We start from the raw sequence: 21,166 nt of genomic DNA, 5'->3' as shown, positions 1-21,166 counted from the left end.
GCTTGATTTGTTTCTCAAATTTAATTTAGGAAACTATTTTCCGATAGCTAGATGGGGTATATCCAGTATGTTTTTTGAATACTTGACCAAAATAACGAGGATTTTTCCCAAACCCAACCTCTTCTGCAACCTCCTGAACTGATATCTCGTCTGATTCACGAAATAACTCAATTGCCCGTTCAACTCGTCGTTTAATTAAATAGATAGAAAACTTTTCTCCTGTTTCTTTTTTAAATAATTTCCCTAAATAATCAGGATGCATATAAAAAATTTCATTTGCAATTTTGGTAATGGACAAAGTGTCGTCGTGTAAATTTTCTAGCACGTACTCCTCAATTTTACGTACTAGTTTGTGCTGTGATTTCCTCTTTTCCTCTGCATTATCAAAAGCAATTTCAATCGCAATATCCATAATAAACGCTTCCATTTCATCGAGCGTTGTAAACTCATTAAATAGAGTAAGCTTTGCTAAAAGCTTTTTTTTCGTTTCACCTTTTACTTGTCTACTAATTAACATGAAAATCCCTAGACAATGATAACGAACTGAATCTACATCAAATCGTGACTTCCTTAATTCTGAAAAGAACTCATACAATAAGCCACGTACCTTATCAACATCGCCACGCTTTATTTCACGTAAAAACGTTTCATGGTCAAAATGTAATTCTTTTAATTCCTCCATTCGATTGTATAACTGGTTGGGAGTAATGATGCTCCCTTTACCTAAATAAAACTTGTATCGTAAATATTCTAATGCTTCATTATAGATTTTGTGAAGGTCAGCTATATTGCCTTTTCTTGAAATGCTAGCTGAAAACAATACGTTATTTTCCTGCTTATAAGCTTCTATTAATTCATATAAGTTATTTCTTAATGATTTTTCCTGATAATTTTTACCCAACATAACAACGTAGTCCGAAAGAATAGTAGATAAAATAATAGGTTGAATAGCTTCAAGCTTGGATACGACTAATTCCTTTAAATGAAATAATTGTTCATAATCGAATGTTCCATCAAGCTTCAACACGACTAATCCATAATCATTGTCATAAGCAGGAGATAGATCAACAAATTTGCGGTGTGCCTCCCACTCTGTTACACCGATTTTGTTCGTAATTAATTCTCGAAGTAGTTGCTCTTTCGCTTTTGGTAAGTAGCTACGTCGTACTTCTTCCTCAAACCGATTTTTTTCATCCTTTTGCTTCATTTCTGCAACAACTTGCTTTAACGCGTCCTCAATTTTCTGTTCATTACTTGGTTTTAGAAGATAATGCTTAGCACCGAATCGCATTGCTGTTTTCGCGTATTCAAACTCATCGTAACCAGAAAGAATAATAAATTGGATATTTGGATAGATGGTGTGCGTCTTTTCAATCAGTTCTATCCCATTCATTCCAGGCATTTTGATATCAGTGACAATGATATCAGGCTGACTTTCTTCTATCATCTCAAATGCCATAAGCCCATTAGTTGCCTTTCCTTGTAGGTGTGTATCACAAGCGTTCCAGTTCACCAATTCGCTAATTCCATCGAGAATATTCGTTTCGTCATCGACCAATAATACATTATACATGCGCTTTCACCCCTTCACGAAAGGTAATGCATTCCATCTTCTCACATCGCTTACAATGATGACAAATTTTTTTATAACGTAAAACACCCCGCTTTGGTGGATATAGTGGCGTTTACATTATATCATATTTTCAAGGAAATGAAAGCGCTTCAACTCTATGCTTGTTTTGCTAACCTAATATCCTTTTCGTCACTCACATAATATTTTTTCACAAGTTGGCCAGCAATGGAGGCAATAAACTGTTGAAAAATGATAGCCAGTACTATTGGTAAGGCGGTCGCTGGCGCAAAGTAGGTTACCGCTAGTGCTGCTCCTACTCCAGTATTTCTCATCCCACTGTTATACATAATACTAATCATGTAACCTTTCTCCCATTTGAAGAGAACCGAAATAAAAAAACCTAGTAAATAACCCGTACACCCCAATCCAAACACAATCAAGAAAAGGAACAATAATCGCGGATTAACATCTTGGAAAAATGGAGAAACGACTGCACTATTAATTAAAATAACCGTCATAACACTTATTTTTGAAAATGGCGCCAACACTTTACTTAAACTTCTTGACCTTTCATTTAATGTTCGATTGACTATGACACCTAAAATAGAAGGAATAACAATCATTTTTAGTAAACCTAAAACGAGCCCATAAACATCAATCGATACTTTTGCTCCCATTAATAACTCTAACGTAAAAGGAACAAGGATCGGCGACATTAAAGTATTGGCCAAGACAATTAACAAGGACAACCCAATATTCCCACCATAAATAGATGCCCACATTAAAGTTACAACTCCAGTAGGTATTGTAAAAGTCAGCACAAGGCCGGTAATGGTTAAATCATCGCCCGGAAAAAAAACAATCCCTGCAACATAAGCAATTGCAGGCATGACTAATTGCAATATGAGAAAACACGTAAAGACTGGTAGTGGTTTTGAAACAGCTCTTTTCAATTCGCTAAGCTTAAATCCTAAACAACTTGAAAAGCTTATAAACGCAAAAATCCACTGAACCCAGTGGGAAATAGAACTCACTCCTGAAAAAATAGTTATTCCCAGAACTACAATGCCTGGGATAAGAAATGGCATAGCCTTTTCAAGAAATTGATTTGTTTTTTGTAACAAGCTGCTCACCTTTTCTCCGATAAGATTTTATCATAATTGTAGTTGATGTGGACATTTCTAACATTTACCTCAGCAATTCGTCTAAATGATTGATAGGCTAACCACATATTTAACTGGCCCAGTAAACTAACCCCTATTAATGGGATAAACCCTTGGAAATAAGCCAGGAAAAAATAGGCGGTAACTGACGTAATAATCATTAGGATGAAATTACCTGGATGTAAGAATCCAAAAGCAATCGAATATTTCAGGTAATCTAGTAATTTCATTTTATAATGAACGTAAACTGGAAATATATAATAAAGTAAAATAACATAAGTCACAGCAACAATAATCATAAAGATTTTAAGTGCCGTGTAGACTGCTCCAGCAAAGTTATTAAAAAAGTAAAAATTAAAGAAGATAAGAACACCGGAAGTGGCTAATAAAAATCCGAGTCCATTGGCACGAAAAAATTCCGCTCGGTACGTTCGCCAAAAATGATGAAAAACCCGTATTTCTTCATCACCCATTGCTGTTTTGCGTGCAACTGAATATAACGATACCGTACTAGGCGCTAGACCAAATACGACACCACCCAATAGTGTACAAGCTATCCACATGATGTTTAAATAAAAGAAGTAACAAACCCATTGGCAAAACTTATGCAGTCCTGAAGCAAACCGGCTATACATCACTTCTAATCCCCCTTCTTTAAGCTGCATTTATGATTTAGTATCTGTTTAGAGTCGGAATTTGTTATCCATAATGAAAGGGCAATAAAAAACGTTATTCACACTTTGGATAACCCTCATCATTATCCACAAGTATAACAAACCCCGACTTGACTACCCGTTTGTTATTGCTTTACCTGCCAACAAATCTTCAATAAAGAATGGCTGCTTATGTTTAACAGACTTCCAGACAGCTTCACCGGTTGTGACAGCATAGGCACCATCTTTGCTACCTGACAAAATATCATAATGCCGGTTCGGATCGGCACCAAGGAAAATATCTTCTTGAATTACTGGGTCTCCACCGCCATGGCCACCTTCCCTTTCAACGACATGGATCGTTTCTTTTGATCCAAATAATGGGTAATATTCAATTACTTGCGTTGGTGTTGGAAATGGGACACGAGACGGGGCATGGTATTCCATTGTTTCAATTCTTCCCTTTGTCCCGTTTATAGCTAGACGGTATCCCTCATAAGGTAGCGAGAAATTAATCGAATAACTTAAAAGGGCACCTTTGTCATATTTGACTGTCGCAGTATACGTATCTTCAATTTCAATTTCTGAATCAAAGATACATTGGTCAGTACGATAATTGGTATAACCATCACGACGTTTCAAATCGGAATCGATATGGTCATCTTTTACTGTTGCACTGTTACTCCGGGTATTCCAACGCATATAATAGGGACAAGAATCGCTTACATCACAGGTGATACAGTACCTTCCATCTTCTTTTTTTGGATTCCATGGACTTTCATCCCCATAATAATTTCTCGCTCCAAACGAAAATACCTCGACAGGTGTTTGGTCCAACCACCAGTTTACTAGGTCAAAATGGTGGGAACTTTTATGGATTGAAAGGCCTCCTGACAATTCTCTTTGCCTATTCCAACGTTGAAAATAACTAGAACCATGATACGTATCAATGTACCAATTTAAATCGACCGAAGTTATTTTCCCAATCTTCCCCTCAAGTATGAGTTCTTTTATTTTCATATGGTATGGGCTGTAGCGATAATTAAACGTTACCGTTACCTTGCCATTACTCTTTTGTTCGGCATCCATAATCCTTTGGCAATCTACGGCTGTAGTTGCCATCGGTTTCTCCGTGATTACATCTAAGTCTTGCTCCAAGGCAGCAATAATGTAATCTACGTGCGTATCATCGCGACTAGTGACGATGACGACGTCTGGGTTTGTTTCTTTTACCATTCGTTCAAATTCCCAATTGTTAAAAGTTGGAACAGCTTCTGTTTCAGGAATTTGTTCCTTGCATACTTCAAATCTCTTATTATCGATGTCAAGCATCCCAACAAGTTTAGCTGTATGAGAAAAATTATTGATCATTGGTGTAATAAACATACCTATTGCACGTTTACTAACCCCACACACGGCATACCTTTTCATTCTAGAAATCCCCCCAGTTTTTTAATCCATTTATCCTTTTAAACCACTAGTACTAATTCCATCAACAATGTATCGTTGGAAAATGAAAAATATGATCATAATCGGTAACAAGCTTAACGTAGTCATCGCAAACATTGCTCCCCAGTTTGTGACAGCCTCTGGGTCAGAGAATAATTTTAATGCAAGTGACACCGGGTATTTCGTTGGTGTCTGCAAATACAAGAGCGGAGCCATGAAATCATCCCAACGCCAGTAGAAGGAGAAAATGGCCGATGTCATCATTGCCGGAACTACTAACGGAACGATAATTCTAGTAAAGATAGATACAGTATTACAACCATCGATTCGAGCTGCTTGGTCTAATTCTTTTGGAATTGTTCTCATGAATTGTAAAATCAAAAAGATGAAAAACGGAACACCAAAAAATGTTGGCAGAACTAATGGCAAGTAGGTGTCAACCCAGCCAAAATAGTTAAACATAACATATTGCGGAATCATCGTCATTTCAAATGGTAACATCATTGTCCCCATCATAATTGCAAACCACATCTTCTTAAAACGGAAATTGATTCTTGCAAACCCATAAGCAATGACTGTTGAAGATAAAATACTCCCAACAGTAGCCAAGATAACGATAATGAACGTATTTTTATAAAAGGTTGAAAAGCTTATCCCTGCAAAACCACGCCAGCCTTCTGAATAGTTTGAAAATTTCCACTCATCCGGAAACAGTTGGTAAGCCTTAACAAATACCTCTGAGCTTTCCTTGAACGAGCTTCCAACCATCCATAGTAATGGATAAAGCATGATTAAAGTAAAAAGGGATAATAATACGTGCTGCACGACTTTTTTCGTTAGTTTCTTTTGTTTGGTATTCATCCGATAACCTCCCTTTTAATTATCCTCATAGTGAACCCAGTACTCAGAAGACTTGAATATTAGTGCTGTAAATAAGGCGATAATAAGTAGCATAAACCAAGCTAATGCAGAACCATAGCCCATTTTGAAGTATTCAAACGCGTTTTGATACATGTACAAAATGTATAGTAAAGTGCTGTTCATTGGTCCACCATTGGTAATGATAAAACTCGGGGTAAATGCCATGAACCCTTGAATTGTTTGCATAACTGTATTAAATAAAATAACTGGTGTTAGCATTGGTAAAGTGATCTTAAAAAATTGTTGAATCGGACGAGCTCCATCAACAGAAGATGCCTCATAAAAGGTCTTTGGGATATTTCTAAGCCCTGCCAAGAAAATGAGCATCGATGACCCGAATTGCCAACCATATAAAACGATCAATGTCCATATTGCGGTGTCAGGATCACCTAGCCAGGAATGAGTTGGAAGCCCCATCATTGTTAACAAGGAGTTTAGTGCACCATCAGTTCCAAACAACTGTCTCCACATAATGGAAACCCCAATGCTTCCACCAACAATGGAAGGTAAGTAAAGGAGTGTTCGGTAAACACCAGCTGCCTCAATTACTTTATTTAAGGCCATCGCAACTAATAACGCAAATACGAGTCGTGCCGGAACACCAATTCCTGCATAAAAGAATGTCACTCCAAGTGATTTCTCAAAAAGCATATCTCCACCTGTGAACATTTTTTTGTAATTATCCAAGCCAGCCCATTCGGGAGTTCCGATTAAATTAAAATCAGTGAACGATAAATATAAGGAATACAAAATCGGGAACAACGTTAAGATCACAGTTCCGATAATAAAGGGGGAGATAAACAAATACCCCATTCTATTGTCAATATCTGCACCGACTCTTTTCCTTTTCGGTCGTTTGTTAGGTTTTGGACTAATTGGAACTTGCTTTTCATTCTGAATGTTTGTCTCTAAGTTTGTCGTCTCTTGTCCCATTTTCACACCTCTTTTTTTCAGAATGTATTAGATAGGAAAAGATGGACCCGATCAGTAAGGGACCCGGTCCATCTCTACCCATTCTATTAATTTCCTAGGATAGATTCTGCTTGCTGTCTAAACTGGGTCGCGCCATCCTCTGGTGACATTTCACCGTACATAATCATTTCGTCAATATCCTCAAGCTTACTTAATACTTCACTCGCTGCCGGCGGGAAGTTCGTGTCTGCAGGAGAACTATTGTCTGTTACATACTCGATGTAATCAAATACTTTCTGATCAACATCACTTAACGTTGGCTTTAATTCTCCAGCAATTTCTGGCTTAATCGGAATACCACGGTCTGTTCCAATAATTTCAAATACTTCTAATGTATTAGTGAAGAAGTTAATGAATTTTGCTGCTTCTTCTTTATACTCAGAACTCTTTGGAATTGACCAAAGCATGGAAGGTTTTAAGAACATACCTTTGTCATTACCTTCACCAGGTAGAACTCGTGCTTCGATTGGAGTTCCTGCCGTTTTTTCAAGTGTACCAATTTGGTTAGACCAGTTAGACAAATCCATCGCAGCTTCCCCACGAACGATTAATTCATCCTCTAAACCTTTGATTTGAGAAATAACGTCATATCCAGGCATTACTTCTGCGTCTACCATGTCTTTAACCATTGTAAAGTAGTCAACAAGAACTTGGTCATCATCATAGCCTAGGCCAGTGCCATCCTCATTAAATAGATGGTATCCTTGCTCTCTTACATAGTAATCAAACATATTACCAGGCTCGAGTAGACGAGCACCGTATTTACCTGTTTTCTCTTTATATTCTGTAGCAATGTCCACAAAATCTTGCCATGTCCAATCATTTGTTGGTACTTCAATCCCTGCTTCTTCAAGTGCGGCTGTTGAAATAGTAGCAGATAAAGCATTCGTACCTGTTGGAATACCAACTAATGTTCCACCTACTTTACCAGCATCAATAATAGTATCTGAAACGCCTTCAAGATCAATGGCACCACTTTCAACATATGGTCCTAAATCTTCCAGTAAATCCTGACTTGCGTATTGGTTTACGTACTCACCAAAGTTTTGTTGCATAATGTCAGGAAGGTTATTACCTGCCGCTTGTGCAGCCATTTTTTCAAAGTAGCCACTGAAACCAGTGAACTCTGCTTGAATTTTGATGTTAGGGTTTTGTTCTTCATAAAGCTTAATAATTTCATTTGTCATGTCATGACGTGACTGTGAACCCCACCACGCCATTCGTAGTGTAATTTGCTCATCTGAGCCTTCATCACTTCCCCCATCATCAGAGCTTCCGCTAGATTCCAAAGAATCACCAGTATTTTCTGTTTCTGAACTGTCTCCTTTACTGTCACCAGATGCATTTTCATCAGAGCCACTACTACACGCAGCCATAACAAGTACAAAAGCGATGGATAACAGCATCAATAAGAACTTCTTCATGTTTCACTCTCCCCTTTGTTTTTTGTAACCACTGAAAGCGTTTACAGATATATCATAATATATCTATCTATCTCTTTAAATAAAATCTACAGTGGTCCATGTACAATAATCAGACAATTAGGTTCCTTCACTATTTTTTTATACATTTCCTATAGAAATTGAGATTTAGCGATTTAAGCCCTACGCTTTATTATTTCGCAACTGTTCGCATTAACTCAATTAAGTCTGCCTTTGCTTCAAATCCGACACCAGGAATGTCCGGCAACTTCACATAGCCATGTTCGATTGGAATATTATCGGCAAAGCCCCCAAATGGTTCAAACACGCCAGGATACGATTCATTACCACCAAGACCAAGACCAGCAGCAATATTAAGTGACATTTGGTGTCCTCCATGAGGGATACACCTTCTCGGTGACCAGGAATATTCCTTTAGCATATCTAGGATTCGCATATATTCTACTAACCCGTAGCTTAGTGCACAATCAAACTGTAAGTAGTCCCGGTCGGATCTCATTCCACCGTACCGAATAAGGTTTCTAGCATCTTGCATCGAAAATAGGTTCTCCCCTGTTGCCATTGGATTTTTATAATAGTTTGCTAGCTCATTTTGGAGTTGGTAGTCAAGTGGGTCACCTGCTTCTTCGTACCAAAACAGATTATAAGGTTCTAGTTTCTTTGCATAGTCAATTGCTGTTGGTAAATCAAAGCGACCATTTGCATCGACGGCAAGTGAACCCCCGTCAGGCACTACCTTTAACACAGCTTCGATTCTACGTAAATCCTCATCAAGCGAACTTCCCCCGATTTTCATTTTGACGACAGAGTAGCCCATGTCTAAGTAGTTTCGCATTTCGTCCTGTAGCTCCTGCAACCCTTTCCCTGGTTGGTAATAGCCTCCTGCTGCATAGACAAATACTTGTTCATCTGGCGTTCCATTCCCATACCAATCTGCTAACAGCTGATACAACGGCTTTTCTTCTATTTTAGCAACAGCATCCCAAATCGCCATATCGAGTGTTCCTACCGCAACAGACCGCTCCCCGTGACCACCAGGCTTTTCTCCTTTCATCAAAACATCCCAAATTCGGTGTGGGTCAAAATTAGTTCCTGCATCATTAAGTAACTCTGCTGGCTTTGCATCTCGTAATCTTGGAATAAATCGGTCATGAAGCATTCCGCTAGGTGCATAACGACCATTCGAATTAAATCCATAACCGATGACTGGTTTTCCATCTCTAACAACATCGGTCACGACAGCAACAACTGAAACATTCATTTTACTAAAATCAATATAGGCATTACTTATTGTTGATTTGATTGAGACAGCTTTCTCTTTGATATCGACAATTCGCACAACAAACCCATCCTTTGCTATTTTAATTTTTCACCGCTGCACTCGCTTGTTCTATCTTGAAGTTGGTGGACCGTTACCTTACCCCAGCTTAAGTCATCCACCCGGTATTTCTCAATTTTATCAGGGTCTAGTTCTACTCCTAGACCTTTTACCCCTTTACTCGGTACATTAAGGTAGCCATTCTCATAGGTGATTTTATCTTTCACAATATCACTGACATATAATTCTGGACCTGTTGGGTCTGATGTATAATTTAAGTTAAGTAGTGTACTTCCTAGGTGAGCCATCGCTGCGGTACCTATCGATAATTCTTGGGTCGTTCCTAACAGACAAGATTTCCCGGCAACTTCTGCAGCGGAAGCAGCTTTTTTCGCGGCAGTCAATCCACCGATAAAAATTGGTGAAATGTTAAAGATATCAACGGAATCACGCTTAATCATTTCGTATTGCTGACGAAAGCTCCAAACGTGTTCACTAATTGGCTCATCTACTCTCGTTCTAAACTCTCTTAACCCATCAAAGTCGTTGGCCAAAGCTGGACTTTCTATTAATTCAAAGGAATAGTTGGACAACCGCTTAACGGCACGGAGTGATTCTTTCCAATCTAACAAATGGCTGAAATCGAGTGACTTAATCGTTACTTTTGACCCGAATTCTTTTGCAACCCCGTCTAAAAATGCTTCGTCAGCATCAAGATTCTTACCTACATATAAACGGAACACATCAAACCCTTGGTTAAAGCGTTTTCTAACTGTTGCTAAGTTTCCTTCAACCTCTGATAAAAATCTGTGTCTAAAGATTGGATAACACACCTTAATTTTTTCTCGCACATGTCCGCCTAACAATTCGGAAACGGAAATATTTAAATATTTCGCACATACGTCGTGTAGCGCAGCATCGACCCCGTTGCGAATAAAGCTACCTTTTTCATAGTAATACATCGCTTCAGGAAAATTACCAATTAGTTCTTGATTGATAAGCGAAATATCAAATGGGTCTTTCCCAACTAGAATGGAACGTAAAACATTGGTAAGATCACTCACATCAACGGCATACCTTGGTAAATGTGAAAAGTCAGACATCTCACCAATTCCTATTAGTCCTTCATCAGTAAAAAGTTCAATAATGACATGCTTATTTACAAAACCAGTATGCCTCGGAACACCGACAACTGTTAATTTCAAATCAACAATCTTCATTTTTTTCATCTCCTCATTTAGAAGCTAAGTAACCGGTAACTGGTATCACTATTGACTAAATAGCTTGTAACTTAAGGCCCCACTTTTTAATCAAAGCTTCGACTGCTTCTTTATCTTCCTTGTTAAGTGTGGCAACCGGTTCCCTTGTCACACCTGCATTTAATCCGATCTGCTCCATTGCTTCTTTGACAACAACAACATTATTACCACTATTGTATTTCGCCCGAAGGTTTTCAAATGGTAGAATTTCCTCCCATAGTGCCCAAATAGCTTCCCTCTCATTCTTGGATAAAGCCTCAAGTAATGCTAATGCCTTTTCTGGATAGACGTTGACTAGACCAGACGTAAATCCCTTAGCCCCTGCCTGATAAAAAAACGGCGCCCATTTTTCCGCTGTGCCACAAATCCAGGTCACATGATGATTTGGATTTGCTATTTGGACGGTATGAGCAAACCTTGGTAAGTCATTTACTGCATATTTCACACCTACCAATTTTTCTAACGGTGCTAGTTGATGTAAAACGTTGTCACTTAGACTAGCATTTTTGAAATAAATAATGGACGGTAAATCAACCGATTCGATAATTTTTTTGAAATAATCAACAGCCCCCTCATTCGTGATATACGGGTGAATTGGCATGTGAATCATTACACCGTCTGCCCCTACATCCTTGGCATAGTTTCCTAATTCGATTGCTGTGTCTACAGCATAGCCAATCCCAGCAATTACAGTTGCACGACCATCTACTTGTTCAACGACAGTTTTTATTTCTTCTTTTGCCTCTTGGACTGTCAAAGAGTAAAACTCACTCGTATTCCCACACGGAACAATTACTTTAATCCCTTTGTTTACAAGGTATTCTGCATTGTCTCTTACACCTTGCCAATCAATTTCCTTCGTACCTTGTTTAAAAGGGGTAACAGTAATACCTGAGATTGTTTCTAATTTCTTACTAAAATCGACGTAACTCATCAACATATCCTCCTTTTATCGTCTAAACTTCGGTAAGGTCTGCATCCCTGGATTTTAACTGTGCCCATCTTTTTCGATTTGTTCCGATACTTACTTACGGAACGATGTTATCAGACAACACTTCCTAGGTAAATTCAATTTGCAGACAAGAAAAATATCCCTGTTAATTAAGAAAAGCGCAGGGCGTACCCTGCGCTAGACAGCTCTTGGATTTTTCTCTTATCTTGTAAACCAGGCCTTGTTATCGAATTGTAAATTGGATAACCACTTTGACTTAACTTTTCACAATATCCTTGATTGATACCGTCTCACCAGATGTTGCCCAGTCCATTCCAAGTTCATTTGGAAGTGACCAATTATCGTATGCTTGCTTTAATCCGTACTCGAGGCCTGATACCCAAGTTAATTGATCGGTATCCCTCACGTTTATTATTTCTGCAGGAAATGTCGGAATATTTTGAACAGAGCGATGCATCGCACTAATACAAATTGCATGAGTTAATGATGCTTCTGCGCCACATAAAATATCATGACTATTTTCTTTTGCACGTTCAATTAGAACGGGTAATTTTGCAAAATGATCCTTTTGCGGATTTTCATAGACGCGCTTCGTACCGTCATGAAACGTTGCAATAATATCTTCCCCTGATTGATAAGAAATGGTTGCACGCTCGAATTCAAACAGATAATTTGGACCCTCTTCTTTTTCCACCGCATGGGTTGCATAATACAATAGCTCCACGTCATCTTCTGTATACATCCTTAAAGCACACGTATCAAATGTTTCGATTAGGTTTGCACGATACAGTTCCGCTGTTACATTTTTCAGCGAGGTACTCTGTTCCGTACTTGGCCCTAAAAGGTAGAACATGTGGTGCAAAAAATGTGCTGTGGCATTGTTTGCAACGCTATCAAGGATCAGGTCCCCAGCTGAACTATATTTTTTTCCGGCCCAATTTGACCTCTCAAAGTAGGCTTTATTCCTTGGCCATAACACGATTGTTTTCAAACGCTTTGGTCTGCCAAATAAACCATCTAATATGTCTTGCTTTAATTGTTGAACAGAAGGATAAAATGACCAATTAAATCCAATCGCTAAAAACTTCTCGGAACGGTCTCGCTCAAGCATCATCTCTTGTGCATCTTCTAAAGTTGCACTAATTGGTTTTTCACATAAAACATGACTACCATTTGCTAGGGCGAGACACGTTTGCGACTTGTGTAAATGGATCGGTGTCGAAATAATTGTTAAATCTGCTTGGTGCTTCGCAAAGAACTGATCCATCGTTTGAAATATCGGAATGTCCATTTCAACTAGTCGATCATAGTCCTTGCACACTTTCGGATTAACATCGACAGCACCAACAATATACGCATCGTGATTTTCATCTAATAATTTTTTCACATAAATATTTCCATATCCACCAATACCAACTAATAATACCGCTACCTTTTTCCTCATCGTTTTCCACCCTTTTTCTTATTAAATGCCTATTTCAGAAATGGCAATATAATACTAATCTTTGACCCGGCGCCTCTTTCACTGTCAATCACTATCCCGTACGACTCGCCAAACATTAGCTTGATCCGCTCATTAATATTGTTCAGGCCAATTCCAGAGCTTTTTGACTTAACATCCCCAGCGTAAATGGAATGAATGGTTTCCTCATCCATGCCAGGACCGTTGTCAGCTACTGTAATAATTAAATCATCATCAAACTCAGAGATAATCACAGATACTTTACACTCTGTAATCATCTCTTCTAGTCCATGTTGAATAGCATTTTCAACAATCGGCTGAATCGATAGCTTTGGTATTCTACTATTTTGAAACTTTTGTGAACTGTGTAGTTCAAATTGTAACCGATTTGTATAACGATACTTTTGAATTGTCACATAATTATGGACTATTTCTAATTCGTCTTTAATCGTTATTAGAGGCTCTTTTTTGCTAATAATATTTCTCATCAAATTACCTAGAGACTCAGCTAAAATAGATATTTTCTCTTGTTTATTTATTTTTGCAAACCAATTAATAGAGTCTAATGTGTTGTATAAAAAATGTGGATTAATCTGTGCCTGTAATGCTTTGTATTCTGTCTCCTTTATCACTAATTGTTTCTGGTAGTTTTCTCGGATTAACTCATTTATTTTGTCCAACATGATTTTGAAATCTACTTGGAGTTGACCTATTTCATCGTTATGATAATTTGAAAACCGAGCCACGGAACCATCAAAATTCCCTTTCTCAATTTGCTTCATTTTTGCTGTTAAATCTTCAAGTGGCTTCGTTATGTTTTGGGCTGCTCTTCTACTTAAAAAAATAGTAAAGCCAAACATTATCAATAAACAAATTACAACTATAATTTTAATCAAATTGGTTTGACTGGTGAGATAACTATAAGGCAAAAAATTATAATACGTTAAGTCGGTATAACGCGATTGCTTATAGGAAACAAGAAAATCATCCCCGTCTATTTCTTCAACATTGTAACCGCTATCCAAAAGACCTTGCGTAAACTCATTAGTAGCAACATTACTATCACTATTTTGATAGAACAATTCTTCCCCTTGGGTTATTACATAGCGATTAGGCGATAAATTAATCAATTGGTCCATTAATATATCCATATCAATTTCAATAATTAATGTCCCGAGTTCTTGTAGGGATAGATTTTCCTTTTGTCTAATAATTCTTGCTGAAATAATACGATTCTCATTATCGATGTTCGACCAAACATTTGCCCCATTCGAGTCAACCAATAATTGGTTAAGGTCTATTTCAGCATTTCCAATTTCTGAATCAAAACCAATAAAATAGTTGGCACCAAAGCTATCAACAATTTGAATAGATGAGATATATCTTTCAGATGAGGCAAACGTTCCCAATCTTAAAATCAAATTAGTTCGATTTACATACATTTCATAATTAAATTCTGATCCTTGGATACTTTTTAAATATTTTTGAATCATATCGTCTGTACTTATTTGAAAAGAAAGGTCCTCAATTGCCCTCAGTTCATTATCAATAATTGTTGAAGACATATTAAGCATATTGGCTGATTCTTGATAGATTCTCTTTTCATATAGTTTGGTGAAGTACTGAAAAGATACGAGCCCGATGCTGCCAAATATGAATAAGAGCAATAGAGATATAAAAAAGATTTTATCTTTTATTTTTAAATTGCTATAAAACTGTTTTAAGAACATCTCGTCCCTTCCTTTTGTAAAATATATGTTAAGTAACTATTCTACAAAAGTACCACTTTCCCTCTATTGATTATAGGAATAGCCCTTCTTATCAGAAGTAGCTACTTTTTCCTTTTTAGTGAACGAGTAAACGAGTCCACCAACAGTAGCTAGTGCAACTACCTCGCCTAATGACACAGCAAGAGAGCCAATTTTCCCATTCCATTCCGGTAGCATTCTTACTAATACAACCATTACAACAACAGTAACTAGTAAATTCATACTTTGAGCAATGATCATTCGTTGTGTTTTTCTTTTTAGCATGAGGAAACCATTTAGGAAATCAATCCACGGGAAAACTAGTGTTTTAATCATGTAAAGTTTTAATACCTCTATTGTTGCAGCCGTTAGCTCTGCGTCTGCCCCCATTAAATTCTTCATGAAGATTTCTCCTAACGAGGTAAAAGAAAGAACCCCAATAAGCATTGACGGGATAAGGCAAACCCCAATCATGAACCGAATGACTTTTACACTATGTTTCGTATAAAACTGCAATACGACTTGATGCGAATACATAAAAAAACTTAATACCATGTTTGTCACACTATGTGCGAGTGCAAACGAAGCGATTCCTAGTTCCATATCATTTGTTTTCGCTAAATAAATATAAATAATCGGAATAGCAAGCGTTTGGAACACAAAATAAAAAACAATTGGGCTATAAAACTGAAAAATCTGCGAGGTTTTTAAAACCTTATTTGACTCAGGCAGACGTTTCATTAATTTTTTCCCTTTCCAAACACTAATGATACATTCAACCATCATCCCTGATAGTAAAATGAATGCACCACCAATACTAGTAATGAAATCGAAGGTAACTAACACAAAAGCAACCATAAACATGGTGATCAAACGAACAACAACCATAACTGTCAACCATTTCGTTTGGAAGTGATTGATAATAACCCCCTGATGTAATCCTCGAATTCCCGAGAAAAAAATCACAAACATAATCACTTTAAATACATCGGCTATTGTTTGTACCATATCTTCACTTGCATTAAACCAATGGATAAATACCCAGCCGCCTACCGGAGTATAAGCAATAATTACACACACGAAAATGAGAATTACTGTTACTCCGATAAAAAATTTAGTAAGTGCTCTGATAGACTGTTTATTAGTAACTAGTGCTGAAGAAGTCTGGCGGAAGACAAGCATAGGCTTTTCAATAATTCCATAGATAGAAAAGGCTACCGCATAGCTAGCAACAATAAATGCAGCATTTTCTCCCCGACTTAACGTTCCATTAATAATTACATGAGTAATTGAGGTTAGGCTCTGTGCTAGACCCAATGGTAAGAAAAATGCCAGAAGCATTTTATACGTGAATTGGCTTTTATTTTCTTTCAATAAACCCCCACCTTTTTCCCACTTTGCCGATTATTTCAAGTTTACCACGAGAAGAAGTTAATTAACAACGTTGTTATTAATTACAACTGTTTAACCAACATTAAAAATAGTTTACATGGAAGACGAAGAAGTGTCTTATCATTCTTAGAAGAAAATTCTTACTTTTAGAAATATGATAATTATTCCCGCGTGGATTACCCTGTTTAGCTAGATGCGAAGTAGACAGCTCTTGGACTTTTTATGTTTTCTTTCTTGTGATGTAAAAAAGAAGACCGATTCAGGTCTTCTTTTTTACATCACAAGAGAAAGTTCATCATACTTAATCGATTTTCGGAAGTAAACGCTCTTCCTTTTTCATTTCTGATTTACAAAGTGGGCAAACTGGTTCTTTGTCAAAAGAATAGTCTGTTCTCATCCAGCCTGAACACGTTTCACTAGTGCATGACCACACCATCGTTTCTACTTGTTCTACAGGCTCTTTCCTGTTATTATAATAAGCCACATGACGTCCCCCTTCCTGGGTCTCTCTCCATTATAGATGATTTAGGGGACAAAAACAAAGTCATGAAATTGAACTTACTAGTTCATTATCCTGTTGGTCCGTGGAAAAACCAAGTGTTTCCTTTTTCTCATCCCACTGGAAACTTATTTTCCTTTTGGTAGGAAAAGCTACTTTAACCGTGTTTTTCTGTCCATTAAAGGTTTCAATGGTTACTTCCTTGGAACTTTCCTGCAAGAATGTTTCGTAAACAAGATTACTGTTTTCCTCTTTCCCAACTTCTGTCCACATCTTTACAACTTGATATTTGCTGATAAATAGGAAGATACATTTAATCGTTACGCCCTCTACTCGATCGTATAAATAGAAAACAATCTCTCTGCCATTTTCGTTTCTTCTGTCGATTAAATCTTGATATTTTATTCGATTTTCCTCCTGCTGGAAATCTGAATTATTGGTTGCTTTGACCAATGGTTGCCCATTACTATTTTTCTCTATCCATTCCTGCTTAGGTACATTTTCATTTGTACCAAAATGAAGCAATCGAATATTTCGTCCACCTATCCTAAAAGCCAAATAGAACCCATTTTCTTTAATATGAATATACTCAACCAATATTTACCCACTCCTTTTATAGAAAGATTCTTTTCGTTCACCAAACTCATATACGTACAACCGAATATAATATTGGTAATTTTAATCTAAATGTACTTACATGCACTTATTTAATTATAGCTCATCCTCCCTGATTTTGTAACCGTTTCTTTTTAGAAAATTCACCTATATTTTTGAGATTTAAAAAGGGTAAGTTGGAATTGTAGCATACATATACAATAATCGATTAAAGTGCTCACGTCTTATAATTCTAAGAAGATAATTCTTAAATTCGGAAATAATAAACAAGTAGGAGAATTAAACAGTATTCTGTCATTCTGTATGGAAATAGCCCTCATTCAATTACGAACGAGGGCCTGGTTTATGAACAAAAGCGCAAGTCGAGCCTTGCTAGACAGCTCTTGCATTTGTTATCTTTCTTATCTTTTTAAAAAAAAGCTTCTATTTCAAATGTTTAATAAGTAATTACGAAGCCAATCATAGGACTTTTCCCCACCGATTTGGTGACTTCCTTCAAAGATGTCATAACTAAATCGATCAGGATAATCGTACATATCTCGGTAGATCGCTTCCAGTTGGGCTATAGCCAGCTTAGTATGCTTTACCGGAAAAATAGGATCATCATGTCCCCCTTCAACAAATAACCCCCTAGGTGCAATCAAACCAATTATTTCTGGCAATTCGCTAATTTCTAATATTCCAGGAACATAGTTATCAATACAGTGATGAATAGCCAAAATACTTCCTTTAAACGTATTAGTAAATCCACTAATTACAGTTGCCTTTATTCGGTTATCTAGTGCAGCAGTAAATGCTGCAATTAGTCCACCACCAGAAAAACCCATCATTCCGATTCTTTTTTTATCCACATCCTCCATTGTTTCCACCCAATCAATCAATCGTCTTGTTTCTGTTACACGAAGACCTGCAAGTGTTCTGCCTGTCATTAGTAATTGGGTAGCCATTGGCTCACACGAAGAAGGTTTATCATCCTCTATATCCTCAGACAACCTCCTTTCACCAAATCCTAATACTTCCGGTGCTATTACTTTCATCCCTCTTTTGACCAATTGAACAGCAAAGTGTTGATAAATACCGGACTGGTTGTTGTTGTCTTCTTCACCTTCCTTCGTTAAACCAACAATTTCTTTATTTCCATAGCCATGCCCATGTATTGCTAAGACGGTTGGGTGAATATCCCTGTCGTTTTTTGGTGTCAACACATAGGTAGAACCGGTTAAGTCCTTAGCAAATTGAAACATTAACTTTTGACGTGTATATTCGTCATATTCAACTGTTCCAACGACTTGTACATTAGTAACCTTGACGTTGTAGTCTCGAAAGTCACCCATTAATGCATCAATCTGTTGTCTCCTTTTATTCCTTTGAAGTTCACCGTTACCATTCCCCGTTTCGTTTACCGTATCAAGATAAATTTGTTCAAAAAAAGAATCAATCATTACTCCATCCTCCTACCACCTATAAAAGGAAGCGTTTTCAAAATATAGTATAAAGATTAATCAACCATGTGGGAAATGTCAATAAGATTTGTTCAAAAAGCGAGCGCGTTTCTTACCAGTATGTGTTAAAATAAATAGATAGAGAATATTTTTTATCTCCAGGAGGACTTATACATGGCTAAATCCAGCAACATGGGATTTTTTTATACGATAACTGAATGGATTACACGTTTTGCATATGTCAACATATTATGGCTAGTATTTTCGCTGTTAGGGTTGCTTTTATTCGGATTTTTCCCGGCCACAATCGCTATGTTTGCCATAGTCCGAAAATGGATTATGGGTGAGACAGAGCTGCCCGTTTTTCAAACCTTTTGGAGCCATTATAAGAAAGAATTTGTAAAAGGAAATCTACTGGGATTAATCCTAGTCATTTTGGGATTTATCATCCTTGTCGATTTAAGATTCATCCAATTAAGCAATAATAGCATCACTGCACTTGTGCAAATTCCAATTTACTTATTTATTTTTGCCTTTATTTTGACTACTTTTTATTTATTTCCAGTTTACGTTCATTATGACATTAATCTCTTCCAGAAGTTTAAAAATGCTTTTTTGATTATGATGATCAATCCGTTATACAATCTTTTGATGATTATTGGTGTAATCACCGTCTATTTTGCATTAACAACAATCCCTGGACTTGTATTTTTCTTCGGCGGAAGTTTTCTAACTTATATTTTCATGTGGCCAGCCTTACGTGCATTTGAAAAAATCGACAAGAAAAAACAAGATAACGAGAACTAATTGGTTCGAAGTTTCATTCCGCTAGGTATCTGATTTCTCATATTTCTCTTTAAATCAAAAGAGGTTGCCACTGGAAAAAACCTTCCTTTGGCAACCTCTTTACTATTTACTTATTCTTCTTCAGCCAATGCTTCTTCTTGCTTTTTAGCAAATTCTTCTGGAGTTGCTTGTTTACCAAATAATGATTGAATCATATCTAAGTGCACTTGAGCAACAGTTGGGTTCATTTGAACATCAGCATATAGAGTGATGTTAGATGCATTACTTAAGGCATCCAAAATATCAACATACAGTTGTGGTAATTCAGTTTCTGATGTATCAACCTTTGTAGCAGGAATTACACCTGCATCTGTAACTGATTGCTCACCCCAACGCTTAACAAAAAATGATACGAAATCTTTTGCTTCTTCTTTAACCTCTGATTTTTCTGATACAAATAAACCAACACCAGGGCCACCAACAAAGCTATCGATGTTGCCTTCTCCACCTTCTACAGTAGGGAACTTAAAGTAACCAATCGAATCTCTAAATTCTTGAGGTACATCTTCATTTGTCGTGTAGTTCGGAAGCTCCCATGTACCCATTAAGTACATTGCAGCTTGGTTATTCATAAAGTAGCCTTTTGCTTCATCATTAGATAAACCGTTGTAGCCCTTAACGAACGCACCCATGTCAACTAGATTTTGAATTTCTTCAGCTGCTTGTATTAAAGCAGGGTCTTCAAATGAACCAGTACGGTTTATTGCATTCGTAATTGTTTCAGGTCCGCCAATGCGGTCAGCTAAGTACATGTACCATAATGAACCTGTCCAAGCATCTTTATTTCCTACTGTAATTGGAGTAATTCCATTATCTACTAATGTTTGAATAACATTTTTGAATTCTTCGTATGTTGTTGGAACTTCTAAACCATTGTCTTTAAATATTTGCTTGTTGTAATAAATTGGAGCAATATTAAGCTCTAGTGGTAATCCGTAAGTTTTACCGTCAATTGCATAAGCTTCTGTAGTACCGGGTACGAATGAATCAGCTAATCCATTTTCTAATACATCATCAAGCGGTGCAAACTTCTCGCCTTCCACGTAAGGTGTTAAAAATCCAGCTGCCCATGTCATACCTACATCAGGTAACTCGTTAGAAGCGGATAGTACTTTTAATTTACCCTTGTATTGCTCGTTACCAAGAGCTTGCGATTCCACTTTCACGCCTGGATTGGCTGCTTCAAATTCATCAATGATACCTTGTATAATGTTGTAATGCTGCTTTGAACTTCCTTCAGGCCACAAGTTCATGAATGTAATTGTCTTTTCTTCGACATTTCCACTGTTATCTCCAGCTTCTGCATTACTATCTCCGCCTTTTGCATCATCTGATTCATTTCCACCGCCACAACCGGTAATTATGAATAGCAATGCTGCAAACGTTAACATTATTAACAACGTTTTGTTTTTTAACATGTTTTAGCCCCCTTATAGTAATATTTCTACATTTTTAGTCTA

18 protein-coding genes are annotated in these 21,166 nt (G+C 37.2%); 1 reads left to right on the top strand and 17 read right to left on the bottom strand.

Going from position 1 to position 21,166, the window contains the following annotated elements; genetic code table 11:
- Positions 1 to 25: 25 nt before the first annotated feature.
- From NC799_RS04055 to NC799_RS03980, 16 genes are all read right to left on the bottom strand, one after another.
- On the bottom strand, positions 26 to 1,573 hold the full coding sequence (locus tag NC799_RS04055; protein WP_272445069.1) for a response regulator: 1,548 nt from the start codon (positions 1,571 to 1,573) through the stop codon (positions 26 to 28).
- 155 nt (positions 1,574 to 1,728) lie between these two features.
- The gene (locus tag NC799_RS04050) at positions 1,729 to 2,697 is read right to left on the bottom strand and encodes a bile acid:sodium symporter family protein (RefSeq protein WP_272445068.1); all 969 of its coding nucleotides are present in this window, start codon (positions 2,695 to 2,697) and stop codon (positions 1,729 to 1,731) included.
- 5 nt (positions 2,698 to 2,702) lie between these two features.
- The gene (locus tag NC799_RS04045; protein ID WP_272445206.1) at positions 2,703 to 3,371 is read right to left on the bottom strand and encodes a YesL family protein; all 669 of its coding nucleotides are present in this window, start codon (positions 3,369 to 3,371) and stop codon (positions 2,703 to 2,705) included.
- 153 nt (positions 3,372 to 3,524) lie between these two features.
- Positions 3,525 to 4,820 carry a Gfo/Idh/MocA family protein gene (locus tag NC799_RS04040; protein ID WP_272445067.1) on the bottom strand — a complete coding sequence of 432 codons (1,296 nt, stop codon included), beginning with the start codon at positions 4,818 to 4,820 and terminating at the stop codon, positions 3,525 to 3,527.
- A 30-nt stretch (positions 4,821 to 4,850) separates the two neighbouring features.
- The gene (locus NC799_RS04035) at positions 4,851 to 5,699 is read right to left on the bottom strand and encodes a carbohydrate ABC transporter permease (protein ID WP_272445065.1); all 849 of its coding nucleotides are present in this window, start codon (positions 5,697 to 5,699) and stop codon (positions 4,851 to 4,853) included.
- 15 nt (positions 5,700 to 5,714) lie between these two features.
- Complete coding sequence (locus NC799_RS04030; RefSeq protein WP_272445205.1) at positions 5,715 to 6,572, bottom strand: carbohydrate ABC transporter permease; 858 nt, start codon at positions 6,570 to 6,572, stop codon at positions 5,715 to 5,717.
- Between the two features lie 206 nt (positions 6,573 to 6,778).
- On the bottom strand, positions 6,779 to 8,155 hold the full coding sequence (locus NC799_RS04025) for an ABC transporter substrate-binding protein (protein WP_272445064.1): 1,377 nt from the start codon (positions 8,153 to 8,155) through the stop codon (positions 6,779 to 6,781).
- Positions 8,156 to 8,345: 190 nt separating this feature from the next.
- Positions 8,346 to 9,512, bottom strand: a complete 1,167-nt coding sequence (locus tag NC799_RS04020; RefSeq protein WP_272445063.1) for a mandelate racemase/muconate lactonizing enzyme family protein — start codon at positions 9,510 to 9,512, stop codon at positions 8,346 to 8,348.
- A gap of 17 nt (positions 9,513 to 9,529) precedes the next feature.
- On the bottom strand, positions 9,530 to 10,711 hold the full coding sequence (locus NC799_RS04015; RefSeq protein WP_272445062.1) for a mandelate racemase/muconate lactonizing enzyme family protein: 1,182 nt from the start codon (positions 10,709 to 10,711) through the stop codon (positions 9,530 to 9,532).
- Between the two features lie 55 nt (positions 10,712 to 10,766).
- Positions 10,767 to 11,684 (bottom strand): dihydrodipicolinate synthase family protein, encoded by a 918-nt coding sequence (locus NC799_RS04010; protein WP_272445061.1) that lies wholly within the window; start codon positions 11,682 to 11,684, stop codon positions 10,767 to 10,769.
- Positions 11,685 to 11,958: 274 nt separating this feature from the next.
- A complete protein-coding gene (locus NC799_RS04005) occupies positions 11,959 to 13,146 on the bottom strand; it encodes a Gfo/Idh/MocA family protein (protein WP_272445060.1) in 1,188 nt (395 codons plus the stop codon).
- A 29-nt stretch (positions 13,147 to 13,175) separates the two neighbouring features.
- Positions 13,176 to 14,894, bottom strand: a complete 1,719-nt coding sequence (locus tag NC799_RS04000; protein WP_272445059.1) for a sensor histidine kinase — start codon at positions 14,892 to 14,894, stop codon at positions 13,176 to 13,178.
- 63 nt (positions 14,895 to 14,957) lie between these two features.
- On the bottom strand, positions 14,958 to 16,286 hold the full coding sequence (locus NC799_RS03995) for a multi antimicrobial extrusion protein MatE (RefSeq protein ID WP_272445058.1): 1,329 nt from the start codon (positions 16,284 to 16,286) through the stop codon (positions 14,958 to 14,960).
- Positions 16,287 to 16,605: 319 nt separating this feature from the next.
- Entirely contained in the window at positions 16,606 to 16,788 is a 183-nt protein-coding gene (locus NC799_RS03990) for a cold-shock protein (RefSeq protein WP_272445056.1), read from the bottom strand.
- A 60-nt stretch (positions 16,789 to 16,848) separates the two neighbouring features.
- On the bottom strand, positions 16,849 to 17,400 hold the full coding sequence (locus tag NC799_RS03985) for a hypothetical protein (RefSeq protein ID WP_272445055.1): 552 nt from the start codon (positions 17,398 to 17,400) through the stop codon (positions 16,849 to 16,851).
- 446 nt (positions 17,401 to 17,846) lie between these two features.
- Entirely contained in the window at positions 17,847 to 18,860 is a 1,014-nt protein-coding gene (locus NC799_RS03980) for an alpha/beta hydrolase family protein (RefSeq protein WP_272445054.1), read from the bottom strand.
- 174 nt (positions 18,861 to 19,034) lie between these two features.
- On the opposite strand from NC799_RS03980, the gene NC799_RS03975 reads away from it, so the two are divergent.
- The gene (locus NC799_RS03975) at positions 19,035 to 19,667 is read left to right on the top strand and encodes a YesL family protein (RefSeq protein WP_272445053.1); all 633 of its coding nucleotides are present in this window, start codon (positions 19,035 to 19,037) and stop codon (positions 19,665 to 19,667) included.
- Positions 19,668 to 19,777: 110 nt separating this feature from the next.
- Here NC799_RS03975 and NC799_RS03970 read toward each other — a convergent pair whose 3' ends face one another.
- Complete coding sequence (locus tag NC799_RS03970; RefSeq protein ID WP_272445052.1) at positions 19,778 to 21,124, bottom strand: extracellular solute-binding protein; 1,347 nt, start codon at positions 21,122 to 21,124, stop codon at positions 19,778 to 19,780.
- Positions 21,125 to 21,166: the final 42 nt, after the last annotated feature.

The organism is Aquibacillus salsiterrae, assembly GCF_028416595.1.
Lineage (GTDB): Bacteria > Bacillota > Bacilli > Bacillales > Amphibacillaceae > Aquibacillus_A > Aquibacillus_A salsiterrae.
This window is presented reverse-complemented; position numbering and strand designations above follow the sequence as displayed.